Origin of the sequence: Longicatena caecimuris (genome assembly GCF_004341945.1) — a bacterium.
GTDB classification, from domain to species: domain Bacteria; phylum Bacillota_I; class Bacilli_A; order Erysipelotrichales; family Erysipelotrichaceae; genus Longicatena; species Longicatena caecimuris.
The window spans coordinates 108414-134921 of record NZ_SMBP01000007.1 but is presented as its reverse complement, the minus strand read 5'-3'; the positions used below and the strand labels follow the sequence as shown (position 1 = coordinate 134921).

The window sequence follows — 26508 nt, the reverse complement described above, 5'->3', positions numbered from 1 at the left end:
AAGTTTCCATCCTTATCACTTTCTATCTTACTTTCATATCCAGAAATTGTATCTAGTTCTTTTATAGTATATTCAATTTCTTTTCCTGATTCATATTTTGGAAGATCTTTCCAAGTAGCACTCCAATTACTTTTTTCATTCATTGTGAGCACTTCACCAAAGGCCTTTCCGTTAGCTAAAAGTTGTACCTTTACTTCATTTGGTCGTATTCCATCTTGGTTATTACTATCATTCCAGACTTTTGTTACTTTTTTTTCGATGGTACTCTGTGTATTCTTAATAATTATAGATATTTCATTTTCGCTCACAACTTTCTCATATGTTGCTCTATATCCTTCCATTGCATGTTCTTCAACATCATAAGTATATTGCAACGGTAAATGGTTAAATGTTACCTTCCAATTATTCGTTTCATTTAATTCTACTGTATCAAGAATTGTTCTATTCCCATTTTGATCAATACGAATTAGGTCTACTTTTACTGTCGGTGTTTTTCCATCTATAGTTGCCCATTGTTTCTCTACATGAATGGTTTGATTATTCTCTTCTTCTCCAATAACGACACTTCCATTTGTTCCTATTCCACCACCTCTTACAGAAGTATTTCCTGAAATAATTAGCTTGGCTGCATCCTTTGCTATTTCTTTTGCATTCTGTGTCGTATCAACTTTCAAAGCATATGTTTCTTTACTATTACTAATATTTTTTATTGGTTCCCCAGGATTTGCAGGATCAAATCGAGAGACGGATGGATCTGGTTTTCCTAATACTCCTAATTCTAAAACCTTTCCATCTTCATAATATGTAACACTGCCTCCCCCTAGCATTCTCTCAGCAAGTGTTGTAATATACTTATCACTTCTTGGAACAGACACATAATCATCTCCTGCTGCATTTGTCAAGGCATTATTATCAAACAATGCCCCTCCATTATTCACATGAATTTGTACACTACCAGTAGGACAAGACCATATCCCTCCTCCTAATAAAGTTGCATCATTATCTGTAATCAAGGTATTATACATATGAAGTTCATAAGGAATACTTCCAACATATACACCACCACCTTGATCTTCTGCCTTATTATTAGTTATTTTGCCAGCATTCAATGTCACTTTATTCGAAGCGACATAAACACCACCACCTGTACCTTGTGTAGCATCTGCTTGAATGGCGTCATTTGTGCTATTCCCGGATATCACACCACCATTCATAGTGAATGCAGCAGGACAATTATACTTAGTGCCCCAATCATTTATATCAAAACCAGCATCACCTGCCCCCATCGCAACAAAAGCATCAAATGCTGAGACTCCGCCTCCCATAGGAGCTTGATTATTTATGATTTCCCCATTATTCATCTCAAATTCACCATTACATAAAATAAAAACTCCTCCACCACTGAATCTAGAAGTATTATTGGATATTTTACCACCATTCATTTGAAAGTTAGCAACTGTTATATAATCAGGATCTAACCAAGTACCAACAGTTACTCCTCCAGCTGTTCTATTACTATAATTATTGGAAATTTCTCCCCCATTCATAACGAAACTTGCAGCATCTTCATCTCGATTACTTCGACCACCACTAACATTAACAATTCCACTCATTAATCCATCGCATATATTATTTGTGATGTATCCATTATTTAATATAAACTTACTTCCATTTAATAAATAAATTCCATTTTCTTCCATATCTGACCAATTATCAAAGGAGTTTTTTGTGATTTCTCCCCCATCCATTATAAAGGTAGCATGATCTTCTATTAATAAACCAGAAGAAGCTTCGTTCTCAGTAATAATGCCTCCTTGCATATGAAATTCAGCATTTTTTCCCTGCATATGAATCACATAGCAGGTGTGTCGAGTAATTGTTCCAGATACTAATGTAAGTTTTCCTGATATTTCTATTGCAGTGGCAACTCTTTTCATGTTCATAAATCGATCACCAACATTATTACCATCAATAGTAATACCCTCTATATACACATTTCCTCCTTCTTCTATATTTATCATATGCAATGATTTATCAAGCTTTTCAGAACGGACCAGCCTGCCGACACCAGTAAAATGCACCGTTCTTCCATTCTGTATAAGGATTTCATCTTCTATTTCAATATCCTTTGTTATTTCTATAAAAATATTATCTTTATTTAGTAGTGCTGTCTCTAACTCTGCCCATGTAGAAACCTGTACTGAATCTTCAATTTTTGTTTCTTTTAACACATTTTCCTTATTTAACTTTTCTTGAGCAACTTTTTCTTGAGCAACTTTTTCTTGATCAACTTTACTCTTTTCAATATTTTCAGATGATTCTTTCTCTATTAATTTTTCAATATCATCCACATCTACTGTAATATCCACTGTCAAAATTTCATTTGTTTGATTTTTATCATTAATGACCTCAGAACTAGTGCCCTCTGTTTTTGTATAATACACAGTAAATACATATGTACCATTTTCTAACGCACGATAAGTGATGCTTGAATTTACTAAAGAAACTTCACTTTTATCCGGTAAAGTTACCTTCTGTATATTGATATTCTCTTTTGCTTCTATTTTAATATCAATTGCAACTGCTTGTTTATCTGATTCCATCGTTGTATGAACCACATAATTTGAAGCTTCATTCTCACCAAAAGCAATGTTGTCATTATTTGCAAACACTTTATTTTGGGGTATTGCAAACGTTATTAAACTAACTAAAAGTAATAATATTGGCATGACTCTAAATATTTTCTTCATAATTGCATCTCTCTTTCTCTCCTTATATAAAACATTGTTCTTTATTTTATGTGTTTTTTCTAATATATTCGTGATTCAGAATAAATAATGAACGGCATCAAAAAGATATTAGATTCTTTCTTAATTCTTTATTCATAAAGTACCCAATCTTCGAATTGGAAAAGCCCTTTTTCTCTTCTACTTTTTTCAAAATTCTCTAACTCTTCAACTTCCCGCATCTTGATTTCTTTTAGATTACTTAAAACACGAAATGCGTTTTTCCCAACTTTCTTCACCAACAGTAAGTCGACAACCTCTAGCACATTGGCTCTATAAAACTCTAATTCCTCTACCTCTTGTACATATGGTATTGTAATAGTTTTTAAAAAATTACCGTCTAAAACATTTTATTTCCTACTTTTAAAAGGGAAGGCATATTAACTATTTCAATTGGGGTTTCCATAAAGGTATTAGTTCCTAATCGGCTTTTTCAACCACTGTTACTTTGGGTAATGAAACTTCTTACAATTTACTAAACACATAAAACATTTGAACAGGTAAAGAAGTAATGTTTTCTAAATCTAAGGTATGAAAACGATTCTTAAAAAACATAAAATCATCTCTTGATTTGATTTCGTTACGTTTGGAAAGATTCTTTTCACTCTAGCCTAATCTCAGTTACCTGAAGGTCGATTTGAAAATGTATTCACATTAGTCATTATTACTGTTTCATATCCAGTTACAGCCAAATGTTCTACTTGTGTAATTAAATAGGTTATGCTACCATATGTCACACTATCTATTTACAATATTTTGGGATTACTAGATTGTGAAACAAATTTATCTATATCAGAGATACTAACTTTTCCTTCTTCTAATACTTCATAACGTACATCTGCTTCCCAGAACTGTGTATTAATTGGTAACGAAACTTTAATATCGCCATTCAATGATCCTTTTGTTTTCAGCTCTTTTTCTTCTAACCCTAACACAATAATTTCTAATTCTGACTCAGTCTCTCGCCATGTTTCTATTACAATTTCATCATTAATTATTCATATTTCCTCCATTCCCTCACTACATGTAAGCAAAAGTATTGTATGAAAATTGTTTCAAGTCTATTAAATTGCTATATTTTTGATTTTCTTTCACACTTATTCTCTCCTTATTTACATATAATGAACCATTTCAAATTATCTGTTTTTGTTTTCCTGATTGTATGCCAAAATGGCTTAGCAACACAAACACTAAATTTAGTTACTTCCTATTCATTAATAGCATTCACTTCTTTAATGTCAATGAATACTTCATACAGCACATCGTTTCCAAATTCAGATAGTGTTATCCCACCTGACAGAGCTATAGGCATAATTTCTTTTTTCAATTTCCTTTCAATTATTCTTTTCCATACCTTCAAGAAATGGCTTAAAATATTTCTCTTCGCCTTTTTTCTTGCTTTTTCTGCTTCATCAATTGTTGCATATGTTCCAAGAAAATATCACTTTCCCTGAAATGTGATTTAGCAATCCATTTACCATTTCGAGTAGGGGACATTCCTCTTACACCACTTGTATTACTTTTCGAGAGTTTTCAACTCGGATTAGACATAAATTCGTACCCTCAATCAGATTCGGATTTTCTCTTGTATAACCACAGCTTTTTGTCCCACCACTTTAGAAGATTACTAGTGAAAATTTCTTTTTGCTTTCCACACTTGCATTGACAAATACATTTCCAATATCCCTTTTTATTTCGATAAGAAGAAAGGACTATTAAAATTCCAAATTGTCTCCCATGGTAACAATCTGTCTGTATTTCCATTTTTCTATATAACAACCTCCTTTCCCTTTTTTTCACTAATATATTTCTAGCGATAAATTACTATTTAGACATATTAGGAATTTTACTGAAAACTTTTTTAAGTAAAATTATAAGTATCGAATTTGTAGATGGTAAAGAAAGCACACTTTTCGTTTCAAGGATGATAAAATGGAAATATGACATAAGGATGGGAATTTTAGGAATTATTAGTTATAAAAAAAGATGGAACTAAATGTGTAATTTTTATTCCAAAAAATCTAAAATTTAACTATTTAGGGTTTGTCACGAAAAGTGTGCACCATAAAAAAATAATTAAACATCTATTAGGCTTGTCGATAACAATGTGTAAAATTTTTAAATTAAGGAAGGTAGCAGGTTTGTCAAGAAAAGTGTGTAAGTAAAATATAATCACTTTAGATATTTCTCAATGCGAGAGCTAAACTTGTCATTGATCATGAGTTGATTTAATACTTGTGACCAACTGCGGATGGTACCATTCTCCCATTTATTTTCAAGTTCTGTACAACGTAAATATAGTAATTTGTATAAGGCGTTCTCGTTTGGAAAGGCGCCTTTTATCGTCACTTTGCGGAAACTGGAATTGATTGCCTCGATCGCATTCGTCGTATACATTACTTTTCTTACGGCACTCCCATAATCGAACAGTTGTTTCATAACTAAAATTACGCCGCCATACGTCCACTGCTCCTGGATATTGTGATCATGCATGTTGGAATTTTTCAAACTCTGCTTGACAAGTTTTAAGGCTTGGCACTCCATATACTTTCTTAAGATGGGAAGTATATGTTTTAAAATCTTTACTTGGTACATACTTTATTGAGTTTCGTATCAAGTGGACGATGCTCGCTGTACGATCACATCCGAAGTTGGCTTTTGCGCCATCCTTAAGTACACTAACCCCATCCATCTACATAAAGAAAACATCTTCTAATCCTCGTGCTTTCATTCATCAAATATCTGCATCCAATAATTCTTACTCTTACTTTCACTAAGCCATAATCCAAGGATATCTTTATATCCATTCAAATCGTAGCCTAATATCGTGTATACAACGCATTCTTTCGCCTCATAGCCATTACGCAATGTTACATACATACCATCTATAAACAAGAAGGCATAGCACTTCTTCAAGGGTCTATTTCGCCTTTCTTCTAGTTCTGGTAGTATGACATCTGTAATATCGGATACCATTTCATGAGAAATTGAAAATCCATAGATATCTTCTATTGTTTTTGATATATCACGTTGACTCATTCCTCATGTACAACGCCAATACTTTATCTTTTATTCCTGAAACATCTCTTTATCGTTTTGATATCATCTGTGCTTCAAAAGAGCCATCACGATCTCTTGGTGTAACGATCGTGATATCTCCCTTTGTAGTATGATCAGTTTTTTGACTATATCCATCTCTGCGATTCTGCCTTTGTTTATAATCTTTATCATCATTTTCGTATCCTAAATGATGATTCATTTCACCTTGGAACAATGATTCAAATATAGGATCAAAAAGTTCCTTGAGTGCTTCATCTGCATCCTCTATGGATTGTAAAAAACTGCGTATCATTAAGTCATACGATCTTATTTTACACTCTCACTATTTATTAAGTTTTTCTACTCGTTTCACCCAGCGACCGAATGTAACATGATTGGTATTAAGCAATCTTCCCGCTTCACGTTGACTTATCTGCTTGGCTTTCCATAAATTATATACTTCTGTAAATCTTTCCGGTAAATCATTTGCAGGTCTCCCAAATTGAATACCTTTTATTTTGGCTTCCTTGATACCTTCCATCTGACGTTGACGAATGTTTTCACGTTCAATCTGTGCCACATAAGAAAGAATTTGTAATACTAAATCTGCAATAAATTTCCCTGTAACGCCGTTGACCTGATTTCTTGTATCTAAAAGAGGGAAATCCAATACAATAATATCCACATCCTTTATTTTTGTCAGAAAACGCCATTGTTCAATGATTTCATCGTAGTCCCTACCTAATCGATCAATAGATTTGATATAAAGTTCATCACCCATTGTAAGCCGATTTACTAATTGCTTATATTTGGGGCGATTAAAATCTTTACCTGATAATTTATCAATAAATATTTTCTTTTTATCAATTCCTATTTCTAGCATAGCAGACATCTGTCTATCGATATTTTGATCTCTTGTAGAGACTCTTACATAACCATATTTTTTCATTAAATAATTCCTCCTATTCTGGTAATTCAATTTTTAATTATCTCACATCTTCATTATAGAGTCAGTGTTAATTATTTCCATATTTGAATTAGCTGAACTAAAAAAGCTACTACCCAAAATAGATAACAGTATGGTGTTTATAGAATAAATTTAAGCAGAATATTACAGATCAGAAATTATATGAGTTTTCTTAAACTATGTAGAATGAGCGAAAAAGTCTTCATTCATTTTTGATAGCTTCGTATCCATAAATAATTCTGCTATTAATTTTATAATTACTCATAGATGAAATTGCCTTTAATCGTATAAATAGTATTATTATCAACACGTTCCACGATTCCAACATGATCACTAACACCAGCATTTTCCCAATCGAAAAAGATGATATCACCTGGCAGAGGAATACTACCTCTTGGTTTCCTTTGTTGATGTTTCCAGAACGAGGCATAGAAAAAAGAGGTGTAACCTCATAGACTTGTCAATTCAGTCTATTTCGTTACAGCCTCTTTTCCCTATGTTTAATACGTTGTTACTTCGAGTAGTATTCTACTCGACACCAATTATAAACGAATATACCGGCTGCATGCCATTGTTGAGTTCTACCTCAACATCGTATTTATCTTCAATATAACTAGCAATCTCATTTGCTTCTTCTTCGTTGACATCCTCGCCATAAACAAGCGTCACGATTTCACTTTCTCCATCAATCATCATATCCAGTAACTGTCGTGTTACTTCCATTTTATCTGGTAATGATACAACAATGTCTTTTTCTTTTAAGCCCATGTAATCGCCAGCTTTGATATCTAATCCTTCAAATGTCGTATCCTTGATGGCATACGTAACTTGACCGGTTTTTACCATACTGATGGCATCATTCATTTCAGCCAGGTTCATATCGAAATCCACATCAGGATTAAACATGATACATGCACTTAATCCTTGAGGAATGGATTTTGATGGAATGACTTCCACATTCAGATTCTCACAGACACTTGCGGCCTGTTGTGCTGCTAAAATAATATTGCTGTTATTTGGCAATAAGAAGATATTTTCTGCGTTCACTTGATGAATGGCTTGTACAAAATCTTCGGTAGAAGGATTCATCGTCTGCCCACCACTGATAACATAATCAGCACGCAGTTCTTTAAACATATCTTTCAAACCATCCCCTGCTGCAACCGTAATAATTGCATACTTCTGTTTTGGTTTTTCTTCTTTTGGTTTCTCTTCTACCGTTGCATTCATCATGATATTTTCATGCTGCTCCTGCATGTTTTCTACCTTAAGTTTTGCAAATTCACCATAACGCTGTCCCATATTTAAGGCATCTCCAGGAGTCAAGGTATGTACATGTACTTTAACGATATCATCATCACGCACGCATACAATAGAATTACCAATTCGTGCAAGTGAATCACGTAATGCTTCTTCTTGGAAATTTCTAGCGCCATGCTCTGATAAACGAATGATGAATTCTGTACAGTAGCCGAATTCTTCGCTCTCCATACCAGCACCGGCAACTTCTTTACTTTCCTGTGCTTCTTGGCGTTCAATAACTTCACCTTTCAGTGCAGAAACAAACCCTTCAAAAATCGTAACAAGTCCAGCACCGCCACTATCAACGACACCAACTTCTTTTAATACCGGCAAAAGATCAGGCGTTCTCTCTAAAGACTCCTTCGCCTCCTCCAGCATTTTTTCCATAACTTGTAAGCAAGTCACATCTTGCGTTGAGGTTGCATATGCATATGTGTAATCAGCAGCTTCACGTACTACAGTTAAAATAGTTCCTTCTACAGGTCGCATGACCGCTTTATAGGCAACACGAGAACCCATAACCAGCGCATTTGCTAATTGGAAACCGTTGATTTCCTTCATGCCATCTACACCCTGATATAAACCGCGGAAAATCTGCGAAGTAATAACTCCGGAATTTCCTCTTGCTCCCATTAATAACCCTTTTGATAATACTTTTGCAATATCGCACACATCATCGCTAGTGCATGCTAAAGCATCCTTTACGCCCGCATTAAACGTCAGCGACATGTTCGTTCCTGTATCACCATCAGGCACAGGGAACACATTTAATGCATCGATTTCCGTAAACTTATTTGACAAATTATTGGCACCGCTTGCCAACATGTCTTTCAACAATTTTCCATTGATCATTTCCATAGTTCTCTACCTACTTTATAACCTTGACATCTTGCACATAGACATTAACTTTCTTAAAGTCTAATTCCAGATTTTTTTCCAACATGTATTTCACACGCATCTGCACCTCATGAACGATTTCACTAATCTTCACGCCGTAAGATACGATGATATATAAATCCAATTCCAAGTCATTGTTATCCAGCTGACGAACAACAACACCTTTGGCATAATTATCCTTCTTTAGTAATTCTGCGATTCCATCCTTCACAAATTTTTGGGATGCCATACCGACTACGCCATAGCATTCGGTTACAACACCACCGGCAAGTGAGGCGATTGCGTCGATGGAAACATTGATATTTCCGTACTGTGTACTTTTAGAGATTGACATAAAATTCCTCCTTATATCCTCATTATTATATCAAAATCCCCTTGGAAATCCAAGAAAGATTCTCAAATACCTTAAAATTCTTACTTAAAGGCTTTACAGTCTTCCGTTATGTAGGTTTCCGTATTCGCATCCATGACAAAGCAGACATGATCTTTTTTCAAATTTTTTAAAGTCTGTTTATAAGAATTAAGGATAAATACGGAATCATAGGAGGTATAGATCGTATTGCCATCCTGCATCACGATTTTCACCATATGCTTATCGTAACTTTCAGCATGCGGTGTAATCTCAGAAATCATAGATACGATATCCTGACTAACCTCTTTTTTATTTTTAGCAAATGCAGCAGCTAAGTTTTTCCTTTCTTTGTTGGAAAAACCATCAATCAATGGGTAGTTGACTATGGTGTCAAGGTTTTCACTGGTTATTTCCTTCTGTGAGCCATCTTTCAATAAAACATAATTCTTTTCACCTTCGACAAAGTAACCAATGACCAGTTTTTCTTTGATTTCAATAGCAATCACGCCATCCATGCTTTTCTCAATTTCCACATCTTCAATGAAATCGTCTTTTTTCAATTTCCAAGAAAGGTAGCATTTCGGTGTGATCATATATCGTGTTTCATAGGAAAGATGCGCTTTTTTCAAGACATCTTCTTTCGTATAAAAGCGATTACCTTTTACTTCTAATGATTTCACCTTAGAAATATCACTCATAAAATACAAGGATGCCACTAAAAGTATAGCACCAGCAATCACAAGTCGCCGTTTTCTGCGCCGCTTTTTACGTTTTTTCTTTTTATTTTGCAGAGCCAGGTATTTCGCTTCGACATCATCGTAAAGCAGCTCATCTAATTGTTCCAATTGAATTTCTCTACTTCCGTAATTAAATCAATGTCGAAACGTTCCTTGACTTCTTTTTGAATTTCTTCTACCAATGCCGCCACATCGTTAGCTTTGGCATTATCTTCATTCACGATAAAGTTTGCGTGTTTTTCAGAAACCATAGCTCCACCGATGCGTTTTCCTCGCATGCCGATACTCTCAATCAACTGCCAAGCCTGATGGCTTTCAGGATTACGGAACACACTGCCAGCACATGGCTTATTTAAAGGTTGTGAATCCATACGACGTTTTCGCCGTGAATCCATAACATCACGAATCTCCTTTTGATCGCCTTCCTGTAATTGCAAACGGCATCCTAAGATCAACCAGTCTCGATGCTGTTGAAAAATAGAATGACGATAGGCATAGTCTAATTCATCCTTACGCATAATGCAGATCGTATGTTCTTTCAGTACATAAACCTCTTGGACAATGCCTGCCATATCACTCTTATAAGCACCGGCATTCATAAACAAAGCGCCGCCAATCGTTCCGGGGATGCCACTGGCAAATTCCAAACCGCTTAAAGAACGCTTCATAGCCTCATGTGCCAACAAGATGATGCTTGTACCTGCTTGCACCAAACAACTGCCATCCTCTTCAAAATAAAAATCCGTAAAATAGCGATCCAGACAGAGAATCACACCATCATAGTCATCATCGCTGCATAAAATATTGCTACCTTTGCCAAAAATCTTTATCGGCATTTCTTCATCCTTTAAGATGTCCATAACTCTTAACAGGCAAAGCTCATTTTTTGGGTATATAAAATAACTGCAGTTCCCACCAATGCGAAAGGTTGTACGTGTTTTTAAAGACACATTGACTTCCACATCCGCATAGGGCTGTAATTTTTCTTTCAATGTCATGTTATATTTCACCTTTTCATTTCATCGCACCAGTCTAAAATATCACTGCTGGCATTGGGCTTACCGAGCGCCAACGCATGCTGATGCATCTCTTCCTTTATTGCCGGATGATCCATAATCAATTTGATTTTTTCATCCAATACTGTTGCATTCAAATCTTTTTCTTCTATCATATATGCTGCTTTTTTTTCAACCAGCACACTGGCATTATAAAATTGGTGATTGTGTGCTACGTAAGGGCTTGGAATTAATATGCTTGGTGTTCCCAATGCTGTGATTTCAGCAGCCGTCGTTGCTCCAGCACGACATATGATCAGATCCACTTTAGCAATGATATCCAATTGTTTTACATAGTCTACAATCTTAATGTTATCCTGTGGAAAAACGCTCTTCATTTCTTCATAATTGTTTTTTCCGCTGACAAACAAGATTTGATATTTGTTGTCGATCTTAGGTAAGACATCTTTCATAATGGCATTGATGGAAGAAGAACCTAAAGATCCCATAACCACCAAAATCAGCGGCTTATCCATTGACAGACCTAAAGAACGATAATATGCCTCATCAAATTTAACCTGGACAGCATTGGTTGCCCGTGGATTTCCTAACAATCTTGTTTTTTCTCTGCCAAATTCTTCAAAGCATTTTTCATAACAGATTACGATGGCATCCATATAATTTGCCACCATTTTATTCGATACACCAACAATGGAATTTTGCTCATGTATCATCGTTTTTACATGCTTTTTATGTGCAGCCAGCATTACCGGTGCACTTACATAACCACCAAAACCAATGGCAATGTCAGGTTTAAAATCTTCTATGATACGGAGTGCCTTGCGATAGGCCTTTGCCATCAGCAATAATGCCTTCATCTTATTGACAATACCACCTGTTAAACCGCTTGCATGCAGACCTTTAAATTGATAGCCGTGTGCAGGTACTTCTTTCGCCTCCATACGATCATCATTTCCAACAAACAAAATGTCAATATCGTCATAGCGTTTTTTTGCCGCATCTGCCAGCGCAATGGCCGGATATATGTGACCTCCCGTTCCACCGGTTGCTATCAGTAATCTCATGTCATCACTCCCTGTGATTTATTATACCATGTTCATACCGTATTTTTAAATAAAATTCGCTTTTTTCAACTTTCCTTTGCAATACTCATAAGCAGTCCCATACTCCCCATCATAACCATTAAAGAACTGCCTCCATAGGAGATAAAAGGAAGCGTAATCCCAGTTACTGGAAACAACCCGACAACTACACCAAGATTGATCATGACCTGAATAGCAAACAGGGAGGTAAGACCAATAGCAATATAGCATAAATATGGATCTGTACAATTTTTAGCAATTTTAACTCCCTGATAAATAACAGCTATAAATAAGCCAATTAGTAAGACGCTGCCGATAAAGCCAAATTCTTCCGCATAGATAGCAAAGATGAAATCTGTTTGCGGTTCGGGCAAATAAAAATGCTTCTGCATGCTATTATCAAAACCAACACCTAAAATCCCCCCAGGTGCAATAGCGAAAAGGGATTGTATAATCTGAAAACCAGCTCCTAAAGGATCTTTCCAAGGATCAATAAACGATGTAATTCGTGCCAATCGATAAGGTGCGCTTAAAATCAAGCCACCCAAACCTCCGGCGCCTAAAATACCTACGCGTACGAAATAAGATAAAGGAGAATCGGCCGCTAACACCATGATAACAATTGAGCAGACCATAACCAAGCCACTGCCAAAATCAGGTTGCAATAAGATCAAGCCAAAACCAATCATTACCAGAAAAGCGGGAAAAAACAAGTCTTTACGAAAGCTTTTGATACGATAGCGCTTTGCCAGATAATCTGCTACATAAATGATAATGGCAATCTTAAAAAACTCTGAAGGCTGGATAAGAAAAGAACCAACACCGAACCAACTACGACTACCATTACGCAAGACTCCCACACCTGGAATCAATACCAATATTAATGCGACAACACATAAAAGAAATAAGCGTTTGGCATAGCGGCGCACATGCACTAATGATATGCGGCTGGCAACATACATCACAAATAGACCAAGCAAGGCAAATACCGCCTGACGGCTCATGAAATATGTTGCGTCCTGGAACTTCGCGGCTGCCCAAACTCTCGAACTGCTGCCAACCATAACAATGCCTATGATAAGTAAGACCATGATTTCCAAAGTCAATAGTCTGCATTTTTTAGAAAACATAGCGCCACCACCTTCCCTTCATTGTATGCACAAAGGAAAAGAAAAAGTAGCAATGCTACTTTTTGCTTATCATTTTCTAATTATCATCTATGTAAAAACAGCTTCATTACTTATTTGATCTCTATTTGCTATTTGATGAAGCAGTCAGCATCTACTTCCCTTTTTTCACCTTATAGCTGCCATCCCATTTAACCAGTTTAGCATGAAGAAGATAACGCAGATCTGTGGAATTTCCCTCTTCATAGGAACATGTTGATAAAGTCACGATATGATCTTGAGTATTTAGCTTTACATTCCGTTTAAAATCGGATAATCCTTCAACCATATTTAAATATTGTTGCCAGCTTTCCTTTGTCGGATAGTTTAGATCATACGATGCCGAAAGATCTTTGGCTGAATGGATACTGAAAATTTCACATCGATAATTTTGCTGAGGTGTAAAAATATATAAATACGGATGTTTATCAAAAAATGCTTTTTCTTTGAATTTTTCAATATCTGTAAACATCGTCTTATGCCACATATTATGTCCATAGATAATGGTATTGCGATCTTTAAATTTCCCATCTGCCTGATAATCCATGAAAATGGCACCAGCATAGTTCTCTTTCTTTTCAAACGAATGTGTCAGATAAAAGGAATTATCGCTTCCTTTTACGATAGGGTAATTGATATTGGTATCCGGTATGAGTATCCAGGCTAATATTTCATCATTTTTCTTTTTTAAAGCCTTCCAATTCACCGTAAAATCTTTTTCTAGATCATCTGGTATATTACTCAATTGTTGTAGCTCTATTTTCTCTTTTTCTTCCGCATGATTTTGAGAGTATATATGAAAGAGCTGATACCCGGAATAGATAAAGACGCCCAAGGCAATTAAAAATAAAATATCGTATAGGATCTTCTGCCATTTTTTTAATGGTTTCTTTGGCTTTTTCTTACGCATGCAGTATCACTCCTTATTGCTTTTTCATTTTATCATATTTCATAATGCTTTACTAGAAATTCTACCATAGGAACTATCGTAGTGCCAATTGCTGATTACTTAAATACGATGATTTCACAGCCCTTTTAGGAAAACGTTTTGCCTTGTTTGTTTTGCATCGATTCTTTGATCTGCTGCATCTTACTGATGCGGCCATTAAAAAGATACCATATTTACCAAAAAAAGCCGCATCAATCCTTTTGCATCATTACTTAAATCATTTGACATTGGTATGGAGCTAGCTTATACTACATTTAGATAGATTTCAAAATGAAAGAGGGTATGTTAGGTGCAAGTTCAGGAAGCATTTAAAGCTTTAAGTGACCCAACCAGAAGAGCAATTATCCTTCTAGTTAAGGATCATAAAAAAAGTGCAGGTGAAATTGTCTCACAGTTTTCCAGCACCAATGCCACGATTTCTCATCATCTTGCAGTTTTAAAAGAAGCTGATCTCATCCTAGATGAACGTGATGGTAAATTTATCTATTATGAATTAAATAGCAAAACTGTGAATGACCTCATTGATTGGCTAAAAGCTTTAAAACGTACGAAATGAAATCCGTATCGGTAATTGCTTACCCCTTAGTGTATATGCATTGTATTCTATTCTAATGTATATCGTAAATAAGGTGAATCGCTTCTTTCGAAGATAGTATGCTGATAGCAGCCAATATCATCATTGTTTATTTGCTTAACTTTGATGATCAGTTTAATGATGTCCCTAATCTAAACGCATTGCCAACGGCAATAGAAAGGAAAAAGATCATGATTGAAATTAAACATGTTACAAAAGTTTACGGAGGTACACACAAAGCTGTTGATAACATCTCCCTTACCATACCGACGGGAGAAATCATAGGCTTTATCGGGCCAAATGGCGCTGGTAAGACAACAACCATTAAAATGATAACAGGCGTTTTAAATCCCGATGAAGGAGAAATTCTCATTAATGGAAAAAATATTGTCACACAGCCTTTAGAAGCTAAAAAGGAATTTGGTATTGTTCCAGATAATGCGGATATCTTCTTGCGGCTAAAAGGAATTGAATATCTAAACTTTATGGCTGATATTTATGAAGTTGATTCAGCAACCAGAAAACAACGGATTGCGCAATTAGCTAAAACCTTTGAAATGGAAAATGCATTAAATGATAAAATTTTATCGTATTCTCATGGTATGCGACAAAAAATTGTCATTATGGGTGTTTTGATTAGCGATCCTAATGTATGGATTTTAGATGAACCTATGACGGGCTTAGATCCGCAATCTAGCTACTCACTAAAGCAGATGATGAAAGAACATGCGGCAAAAGGCAATACGGTTTTCTTTTCAACACATGTCTTAGAAGTTGCTGAAAAGTTATGTGATAAAGTTGCCATCATTAATGCAGGAAGTATCATTTTCTTTGGTACGTTAGAGGAATTACAACATAACCATCCAAATTGTGATTCTCTAGAATCCTTATTCTTGGAGGTTATATCTCATGCGTAAGTATTTCTCACTTACCCGCACATTATTTAAAAATGCAGCAGGTATGGTTGCGGATGGGAAAACAAAGAAAATGCGGGTTTACCTGTTATATGGTTTTTTAGCTATATGTTTCATCCCTTTGCTATTCATGCTGTATTATATGTTTCAAGAAGCTTTTAAAACGATGGCTCCCCTGCAACAAAGCGGCAGTATTTTAGCAGCCGGTTTTCATATGACAAATTTAGTAACGTTTCTATTCTCTATTTTCTTGATTCCCGGCGTTTTTTACTTCAGTAAAGACAGCGAAATCTTATTATCCCTCCCCTTAAAGCCCCAAACGATTTTAGCAAGTAAATTTAGTGTTTGTTTATTATATGAATATGTGTTTACGCTCATCGTTTTTCTTCCTTTAATAGCGGGATATTTGCAGAATGAATCAGTTAGTATACTATTTTATGTATTCGTGGTCATCATTGCTTTAACCTTACCGATTTATCCTCTCGTTCTATCCAGCATTATTTCCATGCTGGTAATGCGCTTTGTGCCCTTTTTTAAAAATCGCGATCGCTTCAATATGATTGGTGGTATCTTAAGTGTTGCTTTCGCATTGAGTTTCTCTTATTTTATGAATTCTAGTGGAATGCAGCAAGAAGATCCTTCCGCCCTAGTGAATTTATTAATTGAAGGTAATAATTCTTTAATTTCCATGTTTGCCTATTTGTTCCCTGCAGTACCTTTTGCATCCCATGCCTTAATCAGCCAGGACATCTTGCAGCTAGGCCTTTACTTGCTGATTTTAATCGCAGCACTTGCTGTTTTCCTTATCATGGGAAAATATTTCTATTTCAAAGGGGCAATTGGATTCGATGAAACAAAGAGCACTCGTAAAGTATTAAATGATGTTGAAATGAAAAAAGCATTAACACAGAAATCAAAAGTATTTACGTATACGCAAAAAGAACTGCGATTGCTTTTACGTACACCAGTTTATTTTTTGAATTGTATTGGTACTTGCTTTATTTTCCCGATTGTCATTGTCATTTCCATCATGTCACAAGGTGAAAGTTTGAATTTAGCAGCCCTTAATCAAATAGATTTTAGTGGATATGCTTATTATGCCATCTTACCTGGATTAGCTATGGGCATGTTGATTGGTTGTATTAATATGATCAGTGCAACAGCCATATCACGAGAAGGCAGTAATGTCATGTTCATGAAGTACATTCCTATGCCTTTAGGAAAACAAATAATAGCTAAGATGAATGCCGGAATCATTGTCAGCGTTCTCACTATTCTTCTTTTATTCATTATTGCTTATATCCTCTTTCCAATGCTTCCTATCCTTTATTATATCATCGCTTTTATCAGTGCAATTATAGCTATTTTCTTGGGTAACGAGCTTTGCATTCTGCTTGATATGGCACATCCTAAGCTAGTATGGGAACAAGAGGCTGCTGCAGTTAAACAGAATATGTCCGGTATGATTGCCATGTTTGGGGGAATGCTAATAGCTGGCTTATTGATTGCAGCCTTATTCCTGCTTCCAAATGATCTTATCATGCCAATCTCCATAGGCATATGTATTGCCATCCTACTAATATCTGTAGTAATCTATAGCAAGATGGATACCATCGCTTGCAAATTATTTAAAAAGATATAAGGAGTGTTTATGAAAAAAATTCTGCTATATTTCGGTGATTATCAAGAGAAAAAGCCGATTCTTGAAACTATTCTTTCGGATATGCAGATTGCGTATCGTATCTTAACAGATATAGACTTGCAGCAACCAATTGGTTATCTGCTAGGCATACAGGATAAAGCCCAACAAGAAGTATCGCAAACTATGCATATGCACATTGATTTGATGTTTCTTGATGGGTTTAGTGATGAAGAAATTCAAGAACTGAATGCCCGCATGAAAGCGCAAGGAGTTAGTATGCCGCGCAAAGCCATGCGTACAAAACATAATAAAACATGGCGGTTAATTGATCTTTTAGAAGAAATCGAAAAAGAGCACGCATATTTTCAAACATTAGAAGAAATTCAGAAATTATTAATGGCAAGCAGTGAATTGCAAATGGATATATACACACCGGATAGTTGGAAAGCCTATGAATCCGCCTTTATCCAAGCATACGAGGTCTTGCAAAACCAAAGCGAACCAGATGTAGCCAAAGCTGCCTTAACAACCCTTACACAGGCAAAAGCGGCATTGCAAAAACGTTAAATAAAATAGCAAAAGCAGGTCTTATGCGTTCCCCCTGACAAAGGGCTTTTATCACGCATAGCACCTGCTTTTTTATGTGTAACCATCAGATTCTTCGAAAGCCTATGAAATTTTTATGAAATAAAGGTCCATTTTCTCCCATATAATAAACATTTTCACGGATTCCATCTTTCGTATTCATCGCTTCAATCACACGCACTTCATAACCATTGGAAATTTTCTTTTTACTGATTACCAAAGCAAAATGGTTTTTATAATGAACAATATCCCCCATTTTAATAGTTGCTGTCTTTTTGCCAATACTATGTCCGGCATAAGCCAACGCTCTAGGTACCTTATAGCCATTTTGACGATAAGCATAATAAATCAACCCAGAACAATCAAAGTTTTTAGGGCCGCTACCACCCCATTTATATGGCTTCTTTTTCTGTGCTATGGCCGTATCCACAACATCATATTTCGTATGGGATTTGCAGGTTGTAATACTTAGCGTACCTGTGTACTTGCCATCATAATGCTTTTTATTTCCAGCAGTAACATAGGTTTTTATCTTAAAATAATATTTCTTACCCGCCTGTAAACCGGTATTCTTATAAGATGTAGTCGCACTGTTTGTAATTGTTTTTATTAGACTATATTTGCCATGATAGCTAGTGCTGCGATAAAGCTTATATCGGGCATTATTGATCTTTTTCCAGTTGATGATCACCTTCCCTTTTCCCGGTGATGAAATGGAAGTGATTTTTGTTGTTGGTATTTGTGTCATAGCCATGGTTACATTACTATTACTTCCAACAAACTTCCATTGATAATATTTGCGGATCGGTTTTATCTTATAGTAATAGGTTTTTTTAGGGATAAGTGATGAAGAGGCATCCGTATACGTAGTTGTATTTGCCGTTGTGGCAATTTTCACAAAGCCTTTTGTCTTACTGGTGGATCGATAAATTTCATAATTTGTAGCTCGTGTCGCTTTTTTCCATGTTATCTTTATTTGATTTGCATTAACGGCGCTTGCCTTAGCAGACGTTGAAGCGGGATTTCCTATACTGATAAAAGCGGAAACCGTATTTGAAATTGAACTTTTCACACCACTTGCTTCATTCTTGGCGATGATACGATAATAATATCGTTGATTTGGTTTGATTTTATCACCTTTTTGTACATAGCGATTGTCAGAAACACAAGCAATGGCTTTAAAACCTGTTGTACTTTGCGTAGAACGATAAATAGTATATATACTGGCATCCGGCACTTCCTTCCATGTTAACGTAATTTGTGCACCACCACTTGCTTTCATGGATGGCTTTGCCAAGTGCATATTGCCACTGACAACCTTACTGAATGCTCCATAATTTGCCTTATTGTTAATGGTTCGTCTAGCTCTGACTTTATAATAATATGTTTGATTTGGTTTACAAGCGTTATTGACGCGATTTGTATAAAAAGTATAATAATTTTCAATTACCGCGATTCTTGTAAATCCCATCGTCGGTGAAGTTGAGCGATAAATTTCATAATATTTGGCTTTTTGTACACTATCCCATGACAAATGAAGATAGGAAGTATTTGCTTCCATTTTCACATTTGGAGTTGCTAACGGCTCCAGCTTTTCCGTTATTGTATTGCTATAAAGTGCTTCGTTTGTTCGTAGGGCTTTGATCTTGTACGTATAGGACTGATTTAAGGCAAGATCTGAATCCATATAGTTAAAGCTGAACACTTTATCTGAATGAGCTATGGTTGCTATTTTTACATAAGCTTTCGTCTTAGCCGTATATCGATATACTTCATAAGAAGTACTGCCTTCTACCGGATCCCAGTTTAATTGTACATATGGATCTATGCCAGAATAATCGATGACATAGGCACTCAGCATGGGAGCTGTCATCGATTGCAGACGATGATTAGTTAATGTGCTTGTAGCGATGAGCTGTGTTCCTGTATATGCCTCGATACGATAATAATACGTTGTATTCCCCTTATTCACCACCCTATCAGTATATTCTAAGTTCCCAACACTGCCTATATAGGTAAAATGTTCTGCATCACCTTCACTGCGATAAATTTTATAAACATCTGCTTCTGGCACCCATTGCCAAGTTAAAGTAATGGATGTCACATTTGATGTGCTGCTGACAGAAAACGGCAGCTGTTTTGCCATTTTATATTCTTGTGCATCAATTCTTTGCATACATACAATAAAAAAGAGAATTACTATTAAACTTCCCTTTATCCAATGTTTAAGACTTTGTATCCTCATCTCATCATCCCCTTGCTATGATTTATTATAACGCATAGTCCTTCATCTCTCAAGTTTTTATATCATCAGGATTTCCCAAATAAGAAAACCAGCAAACGATCTTATTCTGCTGGTTTTCATTCTATCTTGATAGTTAAGATTCTTCAAATTGTGAATTATACAGCTGTGTATAGAAGCCATTCTTGGCCATTAATTCTTGATGATCTCCGACTTCCACAATATCGCCATCCTTCATAACCAGAATCAAATCGGCATCACGAATCGTGCTTAATCGATGCGCAATGACAAAGCATGTACGATTTTCCATTAATTTTTCCATGCCCTTTTGAATCAGAACTTCCGTTCTGGTATCTACACTGGAAGTAGCTTCATCCAAAATTAAGATCTTTGGATCCGCTAAGAACGCACGTGCGATGGTTAACAACTGCTTCTGTCCTTGCGAGATGTTGCTGCTTTCTTCATCAATCATCGTATCATATCCATGATCTAAAGTACGAATAAAGTGATCAACATATGCAGCATCGGCTGCAGCCATGACTTCTTCATCTGTTGCATCTAATCTGCCATAACGCAGATTTTCCATAATCGTTCCATTAAACAACCATGCATCTTGTAACACCATGCCAAATAAAGAACGTAAATCACTGCGGCTAAACTGGCGTATATCACAGCCATCCACATAAATCGTACCACTGTTTAATTCATAGAAACGCATCAACAGTTTTACGATCGTTGTTTTACCGGCACCAGTAGGTCCAACGATGGCAACACGTTTTCCGGCATTGATATACATCGAGAAATCATTGATGATAATTTTATCTGGTGTATATCCAAAATGAACATTTTCAAACGTCACCATACCGTCAATTAACGATTTTCCATCAGGTGCCGCAATCGGTTGCGGTGTCTTGGTCTCCGCTACTTCTTCCTCTTCGGCCAAAAACTCAAATACACGCTCTGCTGCGGCAGCCGTTGACTGCATGACATTCATTGTCTGCGCCAGTTGAGCAATTGGCTGATTAAAGCTACGAACATATTGAATAAAGGCAGTAATATCACCAATTTCAATAATACCATTCATGGCCAAATAACCACCTAAAATACATACACCAACATAGCCCAGATTACCTACAAACATACTGATTGGCTGCATCAATCCGCTTAGAAATTGTGATTTCCATGCAGAATTATAAAGTTCATCATTAAAAGTCTCAAACTGGGCAATACTTTTTTCTTCCCCATTAAAGGCTTTCATCACCATATGTCCGCTATACATCTCTTCAATATGACCATTGACATTACCTAAAGATGCTTGTTGACGGGCAAAGTATTTTTGTGAATGCTTTACAACCGTTGTTACCAAAATCAAAGATAATGGAATAACAATAAGAGCCATCAATGTCATTTGCCAACTGATGGTCAGCATCATGATTAAAAAACCAAATAGCTGTACAATTGAAGATAATAGTTGTGATAAAGATTGACTTAGTGTCTGCTGAATCGTATCAACATCATTAGAGAATCTTGACAATACTTCACCATGTGATTGTTTATCAAAATATGCGAATGGCAGTTTATTGATTTTTTCTGACATAGATGTTCGCAGATTATAAGATACTTTCTGTGACACGCCTGCCATCATCCAGCCTTGCACGAAATTACAGAAGGTTGAAATCAGATATAAACCAATTAAAAATAGTAATATTTCCGAAATGCGATCAAAATTAATTGCGCCACTTCCTCGTACTTTCGCAATAAAGCCAGTGCTTAATTCGGTTATAGCCTTACCGCTGATTTTAGGACCTACAACCATAAAAATCGTTGAAAAGATGGCGAATATGAACGAAATAATAATTTTTACATAATAAGGTTTCATGTAGCTAATTAACTGCTTCATCGTACCTTTAAAGTTTTTAGCCTTTTCAACCGGGCGTCCAGGACCGCGATGTCCTCCCATCGGCCCTTTACGCATTGGTGCAGAAGGACGGTTTGTTTTACTCATTTCCCAATTCCTCCTTTGACAATTGACTATAGGCGATTTCCTGATATACCTCACAGGATTTCATCAATTCTTCATGATTACCGATACCCACAACTTCACCCTTATCCAACACGACGATACGTTCGGCATGCATGATACTGGAAATACGCTGTGCTACCAATAATACCGTGCTTTTTGTTTCTTGACATAAAATATTTAATGCCTTGCGCAGTTTAGCATCTGTTTTAAAATCTAGAGCTGAGAAGGTATCATCGAAAATATAAATTTCCGGTTTTTTCACTAAAGCTCTGGCAATCGATAAACGTTGACGCTGTCCTCCAGATACGTTAGTTCCACCTTGTGTAATCGCTGTTTCATAACGTTCCGGTTTTTCTTCGATAAATTCTAAAGCCTGCGCAATTTCAGCGGCCTTCGCTAATTCTTCCTCAGTAGCATCTTCTTTAGCATAACGTAAATTACTTTCGATCGTACCCGTAAATAACGTACCCTTTTGCGGCACATAGCCAATATGATCACGCAATTCATGCTGCGTCACATCTTTGACATTCACCCCATCTACATAGATCGCACCCTGCGTCACATCATAGAAACGAGGCACTAAATTAATAATCGTTGATTTCCCTGAACCTGTACTTCCAATAAAGGCCGTCGTCTGTCCTGGTTCCGCAGTAAAGGTGATATTTTTTAAGACATCCTCTTCTGCACCTGGATAACGGAAGGATACATTACGGAATTCAATGCGACCACGCTGATCATCTGCCAAGTGTTTTGGTGCTTGTGGATCTTCGATACTTGGTTTCGTATGCAAAATTTCCGAAACACGTCCAGCCGCTACACTGGCACGTGGAATCATGATAGAAATCATTGTAATCATCATGAAGGCCATAATAATCTGCATGGAATATTGCATGAACGCCATCATATCACCAACTTGCAAGCTGCCAGAATCAATCTGATGACCGCCAACCCAAACAATCAGAATGGTTGCACTGTTCATAACCAGCATGATCAATGGCATCAAGGTAGACATTGCACGTGCTGTAAACATGTTTGTCTTCATAATCTTACTGTTAGCTTCTTCAAATTTTTCTTCTTCCTTTTTCTGATTATTAAAAGCACGAATGACTGGCATACCATCTAGCATTTCACGAACGACTGAATTTAAGCCATCCATTAATTTCTGCAAAATCTTGAATTTAGGCATAACAGTCGTAAAAGCCACCATCATGATACTTAAAATAACCACAATAACCAAAGCAATGATCCACGTCATATTGGCATTGGACTGAATTACTTTAATAATCGCACCAATACCAATGATCGGCGCATAAATAACAATACGCAAGATCATAACCAGTACCATCTGAATTTGCTGGATATCATTTGTCGTACGCGTAATTAAGGTATTGGTTGAAAATTTATTAAATTCCGCACTGGAGAAATGCTCTACCTTATGGAAAACATCCTTACGCAAATCACGGGAGAAGCCTGCTGCCACACGCGCTGCTAAAAAGCCAACCGCAACCGCTGCTACCGCAGAGCCTAATGCTACAAACAACATCAATCCGCCTTTCACAAACAAATATTGATATTGTATCGCATCCACATCCATACCCATGGCTTTATATTCATTTCGAACATATTGCGCATTAGCAGTATCTGCTGTGCTTTCCCCCATTGCCTTCATTACTTTATTCATATCTTTCTTCATTTCCTGCAGTTTTTCATGCGGCATCATCTGCATGGCCATGAAGACATCCACACCTTTTGGAAGTTTCTGGATCATCTCCATCATTTCCTTTTGTTCTTTACTAACTTCTTTGCTATCCATTGCATCTTTATCTTTTATCTTATCTACCGCTTGTTCAATGCCCATCACGATTGTTTCTGAGCCAGATAATGCATGCTTGATTGCTGTTCTGGTATCAGCATCAATGTCTTGCAACAGATAAACGTTTTCCTTTTTTAATGCAGGGTAATCATCCTTTGCTTCCTGCTTTGCGGATGCCGGTGTCATGAGGGTATAGTATTTTTCAAAGAGCTTTTGCTCTTTTTCTTCCATAAACACCTTTAACTTTTGATATTCACTTTCGCGTATCGCTTCTGGAACACCGTCTTCTATACCACCGGCATTAATTCCGATATTTACGATATCAGACATATAATCCGGCATTGCCAGTTCACACATCGCCTGTCCAAATAACAATGCGACGATTATGAGGATCGACATCAGAAACGGTTTCGTATAGCGTCTTAATTTCAGCATTTCCCTGTCTCCTTTCCTTCTTCTTTCTTGCGTTCACATTTGAAAAACGTAAAACCTTTTTCCAAAATACGTACAAATGCTTCTGCATCATCTTCACCAAGTTCAGCGATGAATGCAATGAGTTGCTGTTTCATATGCTCTTCCATTTCCTGCACCATCTGCTTTGCTTCATCACTGACACGAACATACACACTTCGACGATCTGATTCAAGAACGGTACGTTCCACCCAGCCCTTCTTTTCAAAGTTTTTGATGCATTGTGAAACAGCCGCCGGAGTTATCTGAAAATATGCACTGATATCACTCATTTTAACCAAATCGCCCATTTTAATAATGGCATCCAGCATCATGATATCTCGATGTTTCACATTTGGCTGTTTTTGCCCCATAAAGGCAGCATCACGGCGATGTGTATACACAAGATGTGTTATTTTCCGGACAATATCCATTTCATCCATCGTATCCCTCCTAAAATAGTTAAGTAGCTTAATAGTTAACTACCTTAACTATTATAGTGATATCTTTCAGACAGTCAACCATTTTGCATGACTTCACATAGTTTTCACATCATTATTAGAAAACGAATGCTTACATCATCGAAACATTTTTTATCGTTTTCTCGTAAACTATGTAAAGATAAGATCGTATGTAGATGAAAAAAAACAGGAACTTTTTACAAAGTTTCCTGTTCACCATAAGCTTCTTCATTCGCTTTTTCTAAAGCGAGAATCGTTTCCATAAAAGAATCCGCTTTTTCCTTAAAATACATGCGGTTGCCATGTTGCTGCACATATTGGAAATGAATTTGGGCTTCCCGCATATCCTGTTCAACAAAAGAGATCAAGCCTAAATAATAGTGAGAATCTACCAATTGAAATGGCATCGCTTGCGCTTGCAATCCTTGCATATAATAAGTTCTCGCCTTACGGAAATCCTGTTTCATCAGATCCAATTTATTTTGAATGCTTGCCAATGCCTGCTGGGCAAACATGTTCATAGGACCTGCCATATTGCCTTTTTTACTTTTCTCACATTCCTGCAAGTGATGTTTTACCATACTTTCATCACCAAGTTGATAATAAGCATATGCCATCAACGTATGATAAGGATATACAAACCCATTACGAGATGGATTGCTGGTAACCAAAACATCAATGGCCAGATGAGGGTCATTGAGATAGATCATGCACTGTGCCAATTGCTGTGTCAATGGGAAATTCTTTTTCTTATGTGCTTTTTTCGCTAACGCAAAGATGGCACTGGCACATGCCTGAGGATCACATTTATCATACAATAGTGCGATAATCGGCTGTAAAGCCTTATTTTTATACTTCGTAAGCTGAAAAAACAGCATCATGTACAACAGACCAGCCGCCATAACAATAAATAAATCTTCTACATACATCAATACAAGAAATAAAGCTAAGATTCCACTGAAATATAAGATATTCACACGAAGCATAATATTCCATGCATTTTTACCATAAATCTCGCAGGTTTCATCATAATGATGATGCAGGCGATATACACGCTCTACCTCTTGTACACTGGTTACGGTATTTTTATCTAGCATGCGCTTTTTACCACGATTCGGCACAGTCAGCCAGCCATAGATACATACGACAAATGCCGGTAACAGTAATACCATGCCTGCTAAAATAATTAGCTCACTTGCCAAAAAGAAAATCATCATAAAGATAAAATAATTAATATTAAAGCGCTGCATCAGCTGAAACATTAACATTAAACCATTCACCAATCCACCAATTGCCAATGCTCCCATAAGGTAAGGAGTCATTGGATCCTGTAAGATTGCTTTATCGCTTGTCACCATTTCTAAAGTGGCAAGTAAACCTTCTCTTTGCCAACCTAATGCCCCAAATACGAGCGCGCCGATGATAACGCCTGTTGTCATATACAGTAAATGTCGTTTACATTCATATTTCCACATAATAGCCTACCTCTTTTACTTCACTGTACCATACTA

Annotated in this window: 20 protein-coding genes and 1 pseudogene; 4 read left to right on the top strand and 17 right to left on the bottom strand. The window is 36.4% G+C overall.

What is annotated here, in order from left to right; all coding sequences use genetic code 11:
• The 12 genes and pseudogenes from EDD61_RS05935 to srtB form a co-directional block, all read right to left on the bottom strand.
• Positions 1–2750: Cna B-type domain-containing protein (locus tag EDD61_RS05935; protein WP_132224525.1), on the bottom strand; the 2750-nt coding region annotated here is incomplete at its 3' end.
• 782 nt (positions 2751–3532) lie between these two features.
• The gene (locus EDD61_RS05925) at positions 3533–3721 is read right to left on the bottom strand and encodes a hypothetical protein (RefSeq protein WP_128125176.1); all 189 of its coding nucleotides are present in this window, start codon (positions 3719–3721) and stop codon (positions 3533–3535) included.
• Positions 3722–4958: 1237 nt separating this feature from the next.
• A pseudogene (locus EDD61_RS14060) lies at positions 4959–6120 on the bottom strand (IS256 family transposase); the annotation flags it as partial.
• A 48-nt stretch (positions 6121–6168) separates the two neighbouring features.
• Positions 6169–6774, bottom strand: a complete 606-nt coding sequence (locus EDD61_RS05915; RefSeq protein ID WP_008687771.1) for a recombinase family protein — start codon at positions 6772–6774, stop codon at positions 6169–6171.
• Positions 6775–7049: 275 nt separating this feature from the next.
• Positions 7050–7157, bottom strand: coding sequence for a CHAP domain-containing protein (locus EDD61_RS14245; protein WP_256176674.1), 108 nt, complete (start codon positions 7155–7157; stop codon positions 7050–7052).
• Between the two features lie 163 nt (positions 7158–7320).
• Positions 7321–8952, bottom strand: coding sequence for a DAK2 domain-containing protein (locus EDD61_RS05905; protein WP_132224523.1), 1632 nt, complete (start codon positions 8950–8952; stop codon positions 7321–7323).
• Positions 8953–8962: 10 nt separating this feature from the next.
• On the bottom strand, positions 8963–9325 hold the full coding sequence (locus tag EDD61_RS05900) for an Asp23/Gls24 family envelope stress response protein (RefSeq protein ID WP_008687768.1): 363 nt from the start codon (positions 9323–9325) through the stop codon (positions 8963–8965).
• A gap of 80 nt (positions 9326–9405) precedes the next feature.
• Entirely contained in the window at positions 9406–10188 is a 783-nt protein-coding gene (locus EDD61_RS05895; RefSeq protein WP_132224521.1) for a cell division protein FtsQ/DivIB, read from the bottom strand.
• On the bottom strand, positions 10176–11078 hold the full coding sequence (gene murB / locus EDD61_RS05890) for a UDP-N-acetylmuramate dehydrogenase (RefSeq protein ID WP_008687764.1): 903 nt from the start codon (positions 11076–11078) through the stop codon (positions 10176–10178). Before murB ends, EDD61_RS05895 begins: the two co-directional genes overlap by 13 nt.
• Before the next feature lie 8 nt (positions 11079–11086).
• Positions 11087–12160, bottom strand: a complete 1074-nt coding sequence (murG, locus tag EDD61_RS05885; protein ID WP_132224519.1) for an undecaprenyldiphospho-muramoylpentapeptide beta-N-acetylglucosaminyltransferase — start codon at positions 12158–12160, stop codon at positions 11087–11089.
• Between the two features lie 65 nt (positions 12161–12225).
• Entirely contained in the window at positions 12226–13308 is a 1083-nt protein-coding gene (ftsW, locus tag EDD61_RS05880) for a putative lipid II flippase FtsW (protein ID WP_008687760.1), read from the bottom strand.
• Between the two features lie 151 nt (positions 13309–13459).
• Complete coding sequence (gene srtB, locus EDD61_RS05875) at positions 13460–14254, bottom strand: class B sortase (RefSeq protein WP_132224517.1); 795 nt, start codon at positions 14252–14254, stop codon at positions 13460–13462.
• A 328-nt stretch (positions 14255–14582) separates the two neighbouring features.
• Here srtB and EDD61_RS05870 point away from each other — a divergent pair, with 328 nt between their 5' ends.
• From EDD61_RS05870 to EDD61_RS05855, 4 genes are all read left to right on the top strand, one after another.
• A complete protein-coding gene (locus EDD61_RS05870; RefSeq protein ID WP_008687756.1) occupies positions 14583–14849 on the top strand; it encodes an autorepressor SdpR family transcription factor in 267 nt (88 codons plus the stop codon).
• Positions 14850–14947: 98 nt separating this feature from the next.
• Positions 14948–15784: an ABC transporter ATP-binding protein gene (locus EDD61_RS05865; protein ID WP_424353161.1), complete on the top strand. Its 837-nt coding sequence runs from the start codon at positions 14948–14950 to the stop codon at positions 15782–15784.
• The gene (locus EDD61_RS05860) at positions 15777–17423 is read left to right on the top strand and encodes a putative ABC transporter permease subunit (RefSeq protein ID WP_008687753.1); all 1647 of its coding nucleotides are present in this window, start codon (positions 15777–15779) and stop codon (positions 17421–17423) included. Before EDD61_RS05865 ends, EDD61_RS05860 begins: the two co-directional genes overlap by 8 nt.
• Positions 17424–17432: 9 nt before the next feature.
• The gene (locus EDD61_RS05855; protein WP_132224515.1) at positions 17433–17990 is read left to right on the top strand and encodes a DUF3783 domain-containing protein; all 558 of its coding nucleotides are present in this window, start codon (positions 17433–17435) and stop codon (positions 17988–17990) included.
• A gap of 85 nt (positions 17991–18075) precedes the next feature.
• Here the strand turns inward: EDD61_RS05855 and EDD61_RS05850 are convergent, their stop codons facing one another.
• From EDD61_RS05850 to EDD61_RS05830, 5 genes are all read right to left on the bottom strand, one after another.
• On the bottom strand, positions 18076–20253 hold the full coding sequence (locus EDD61_RS05850) for an NlpC/P60 family protein (protein WP_132224513.1): 2178 nt from the start codon (positions 20251–20253) through the stop codon (positions 18076–18078).
• A 133-nt stretch (positions 20254–20386) separates the two neighbouring features.
• On the bottom strand, positions 20387–22255 hold the full coding sequence (locus tag EDD61_RS05845; protein ID WP_008687747.1) for an ABC transporter ATP-binding protein: 1869 nt from the start codon (positions 22253–22255) through the stop codon (positions 20387–20389).
• Entirely contained in the window at positions 22248–24521 is a 2274-nt protein-coding gene (locus tag EDD61_RS05840; RefSeq protein ID WP_132224511.1) for an ABC transporter ATP-binding protein, read from the bottom strand. The genes EDD61_RS05845 and EDD61_RS05840 overlap by 8 nt, the downstream gene beginning before the upstream one ends.
• Positions 24515–24979 (bottom strand): MarR family winged helix-turn-helix transcriptional regulator, encoded by a 465-nt coding sequence (locus tag EDD61_RS05835; RefSeq protein ID WP_132224509.1) that lies wholly within the window; start codon positions 24977–24979, stop codon positions 24515–24517. Before EDD61_RS05835 ends, EDD61_RS05840 begins: the two co-directional genes overlap by 7 nt.
• 215 nt (positions 24980–25194) lie before the next feature.
• Positions 25195–26472, bottom strand: a complete 1278-nt coding sequence (locus EDD61_RS05830) for a hypothetical protein (protein ID WP_132224507.1) — start codon at positions 26470–26472, stop codon at positions 25195–25197.
• Positions 26473–26508 lie beyond the last annotated feature (36 nt).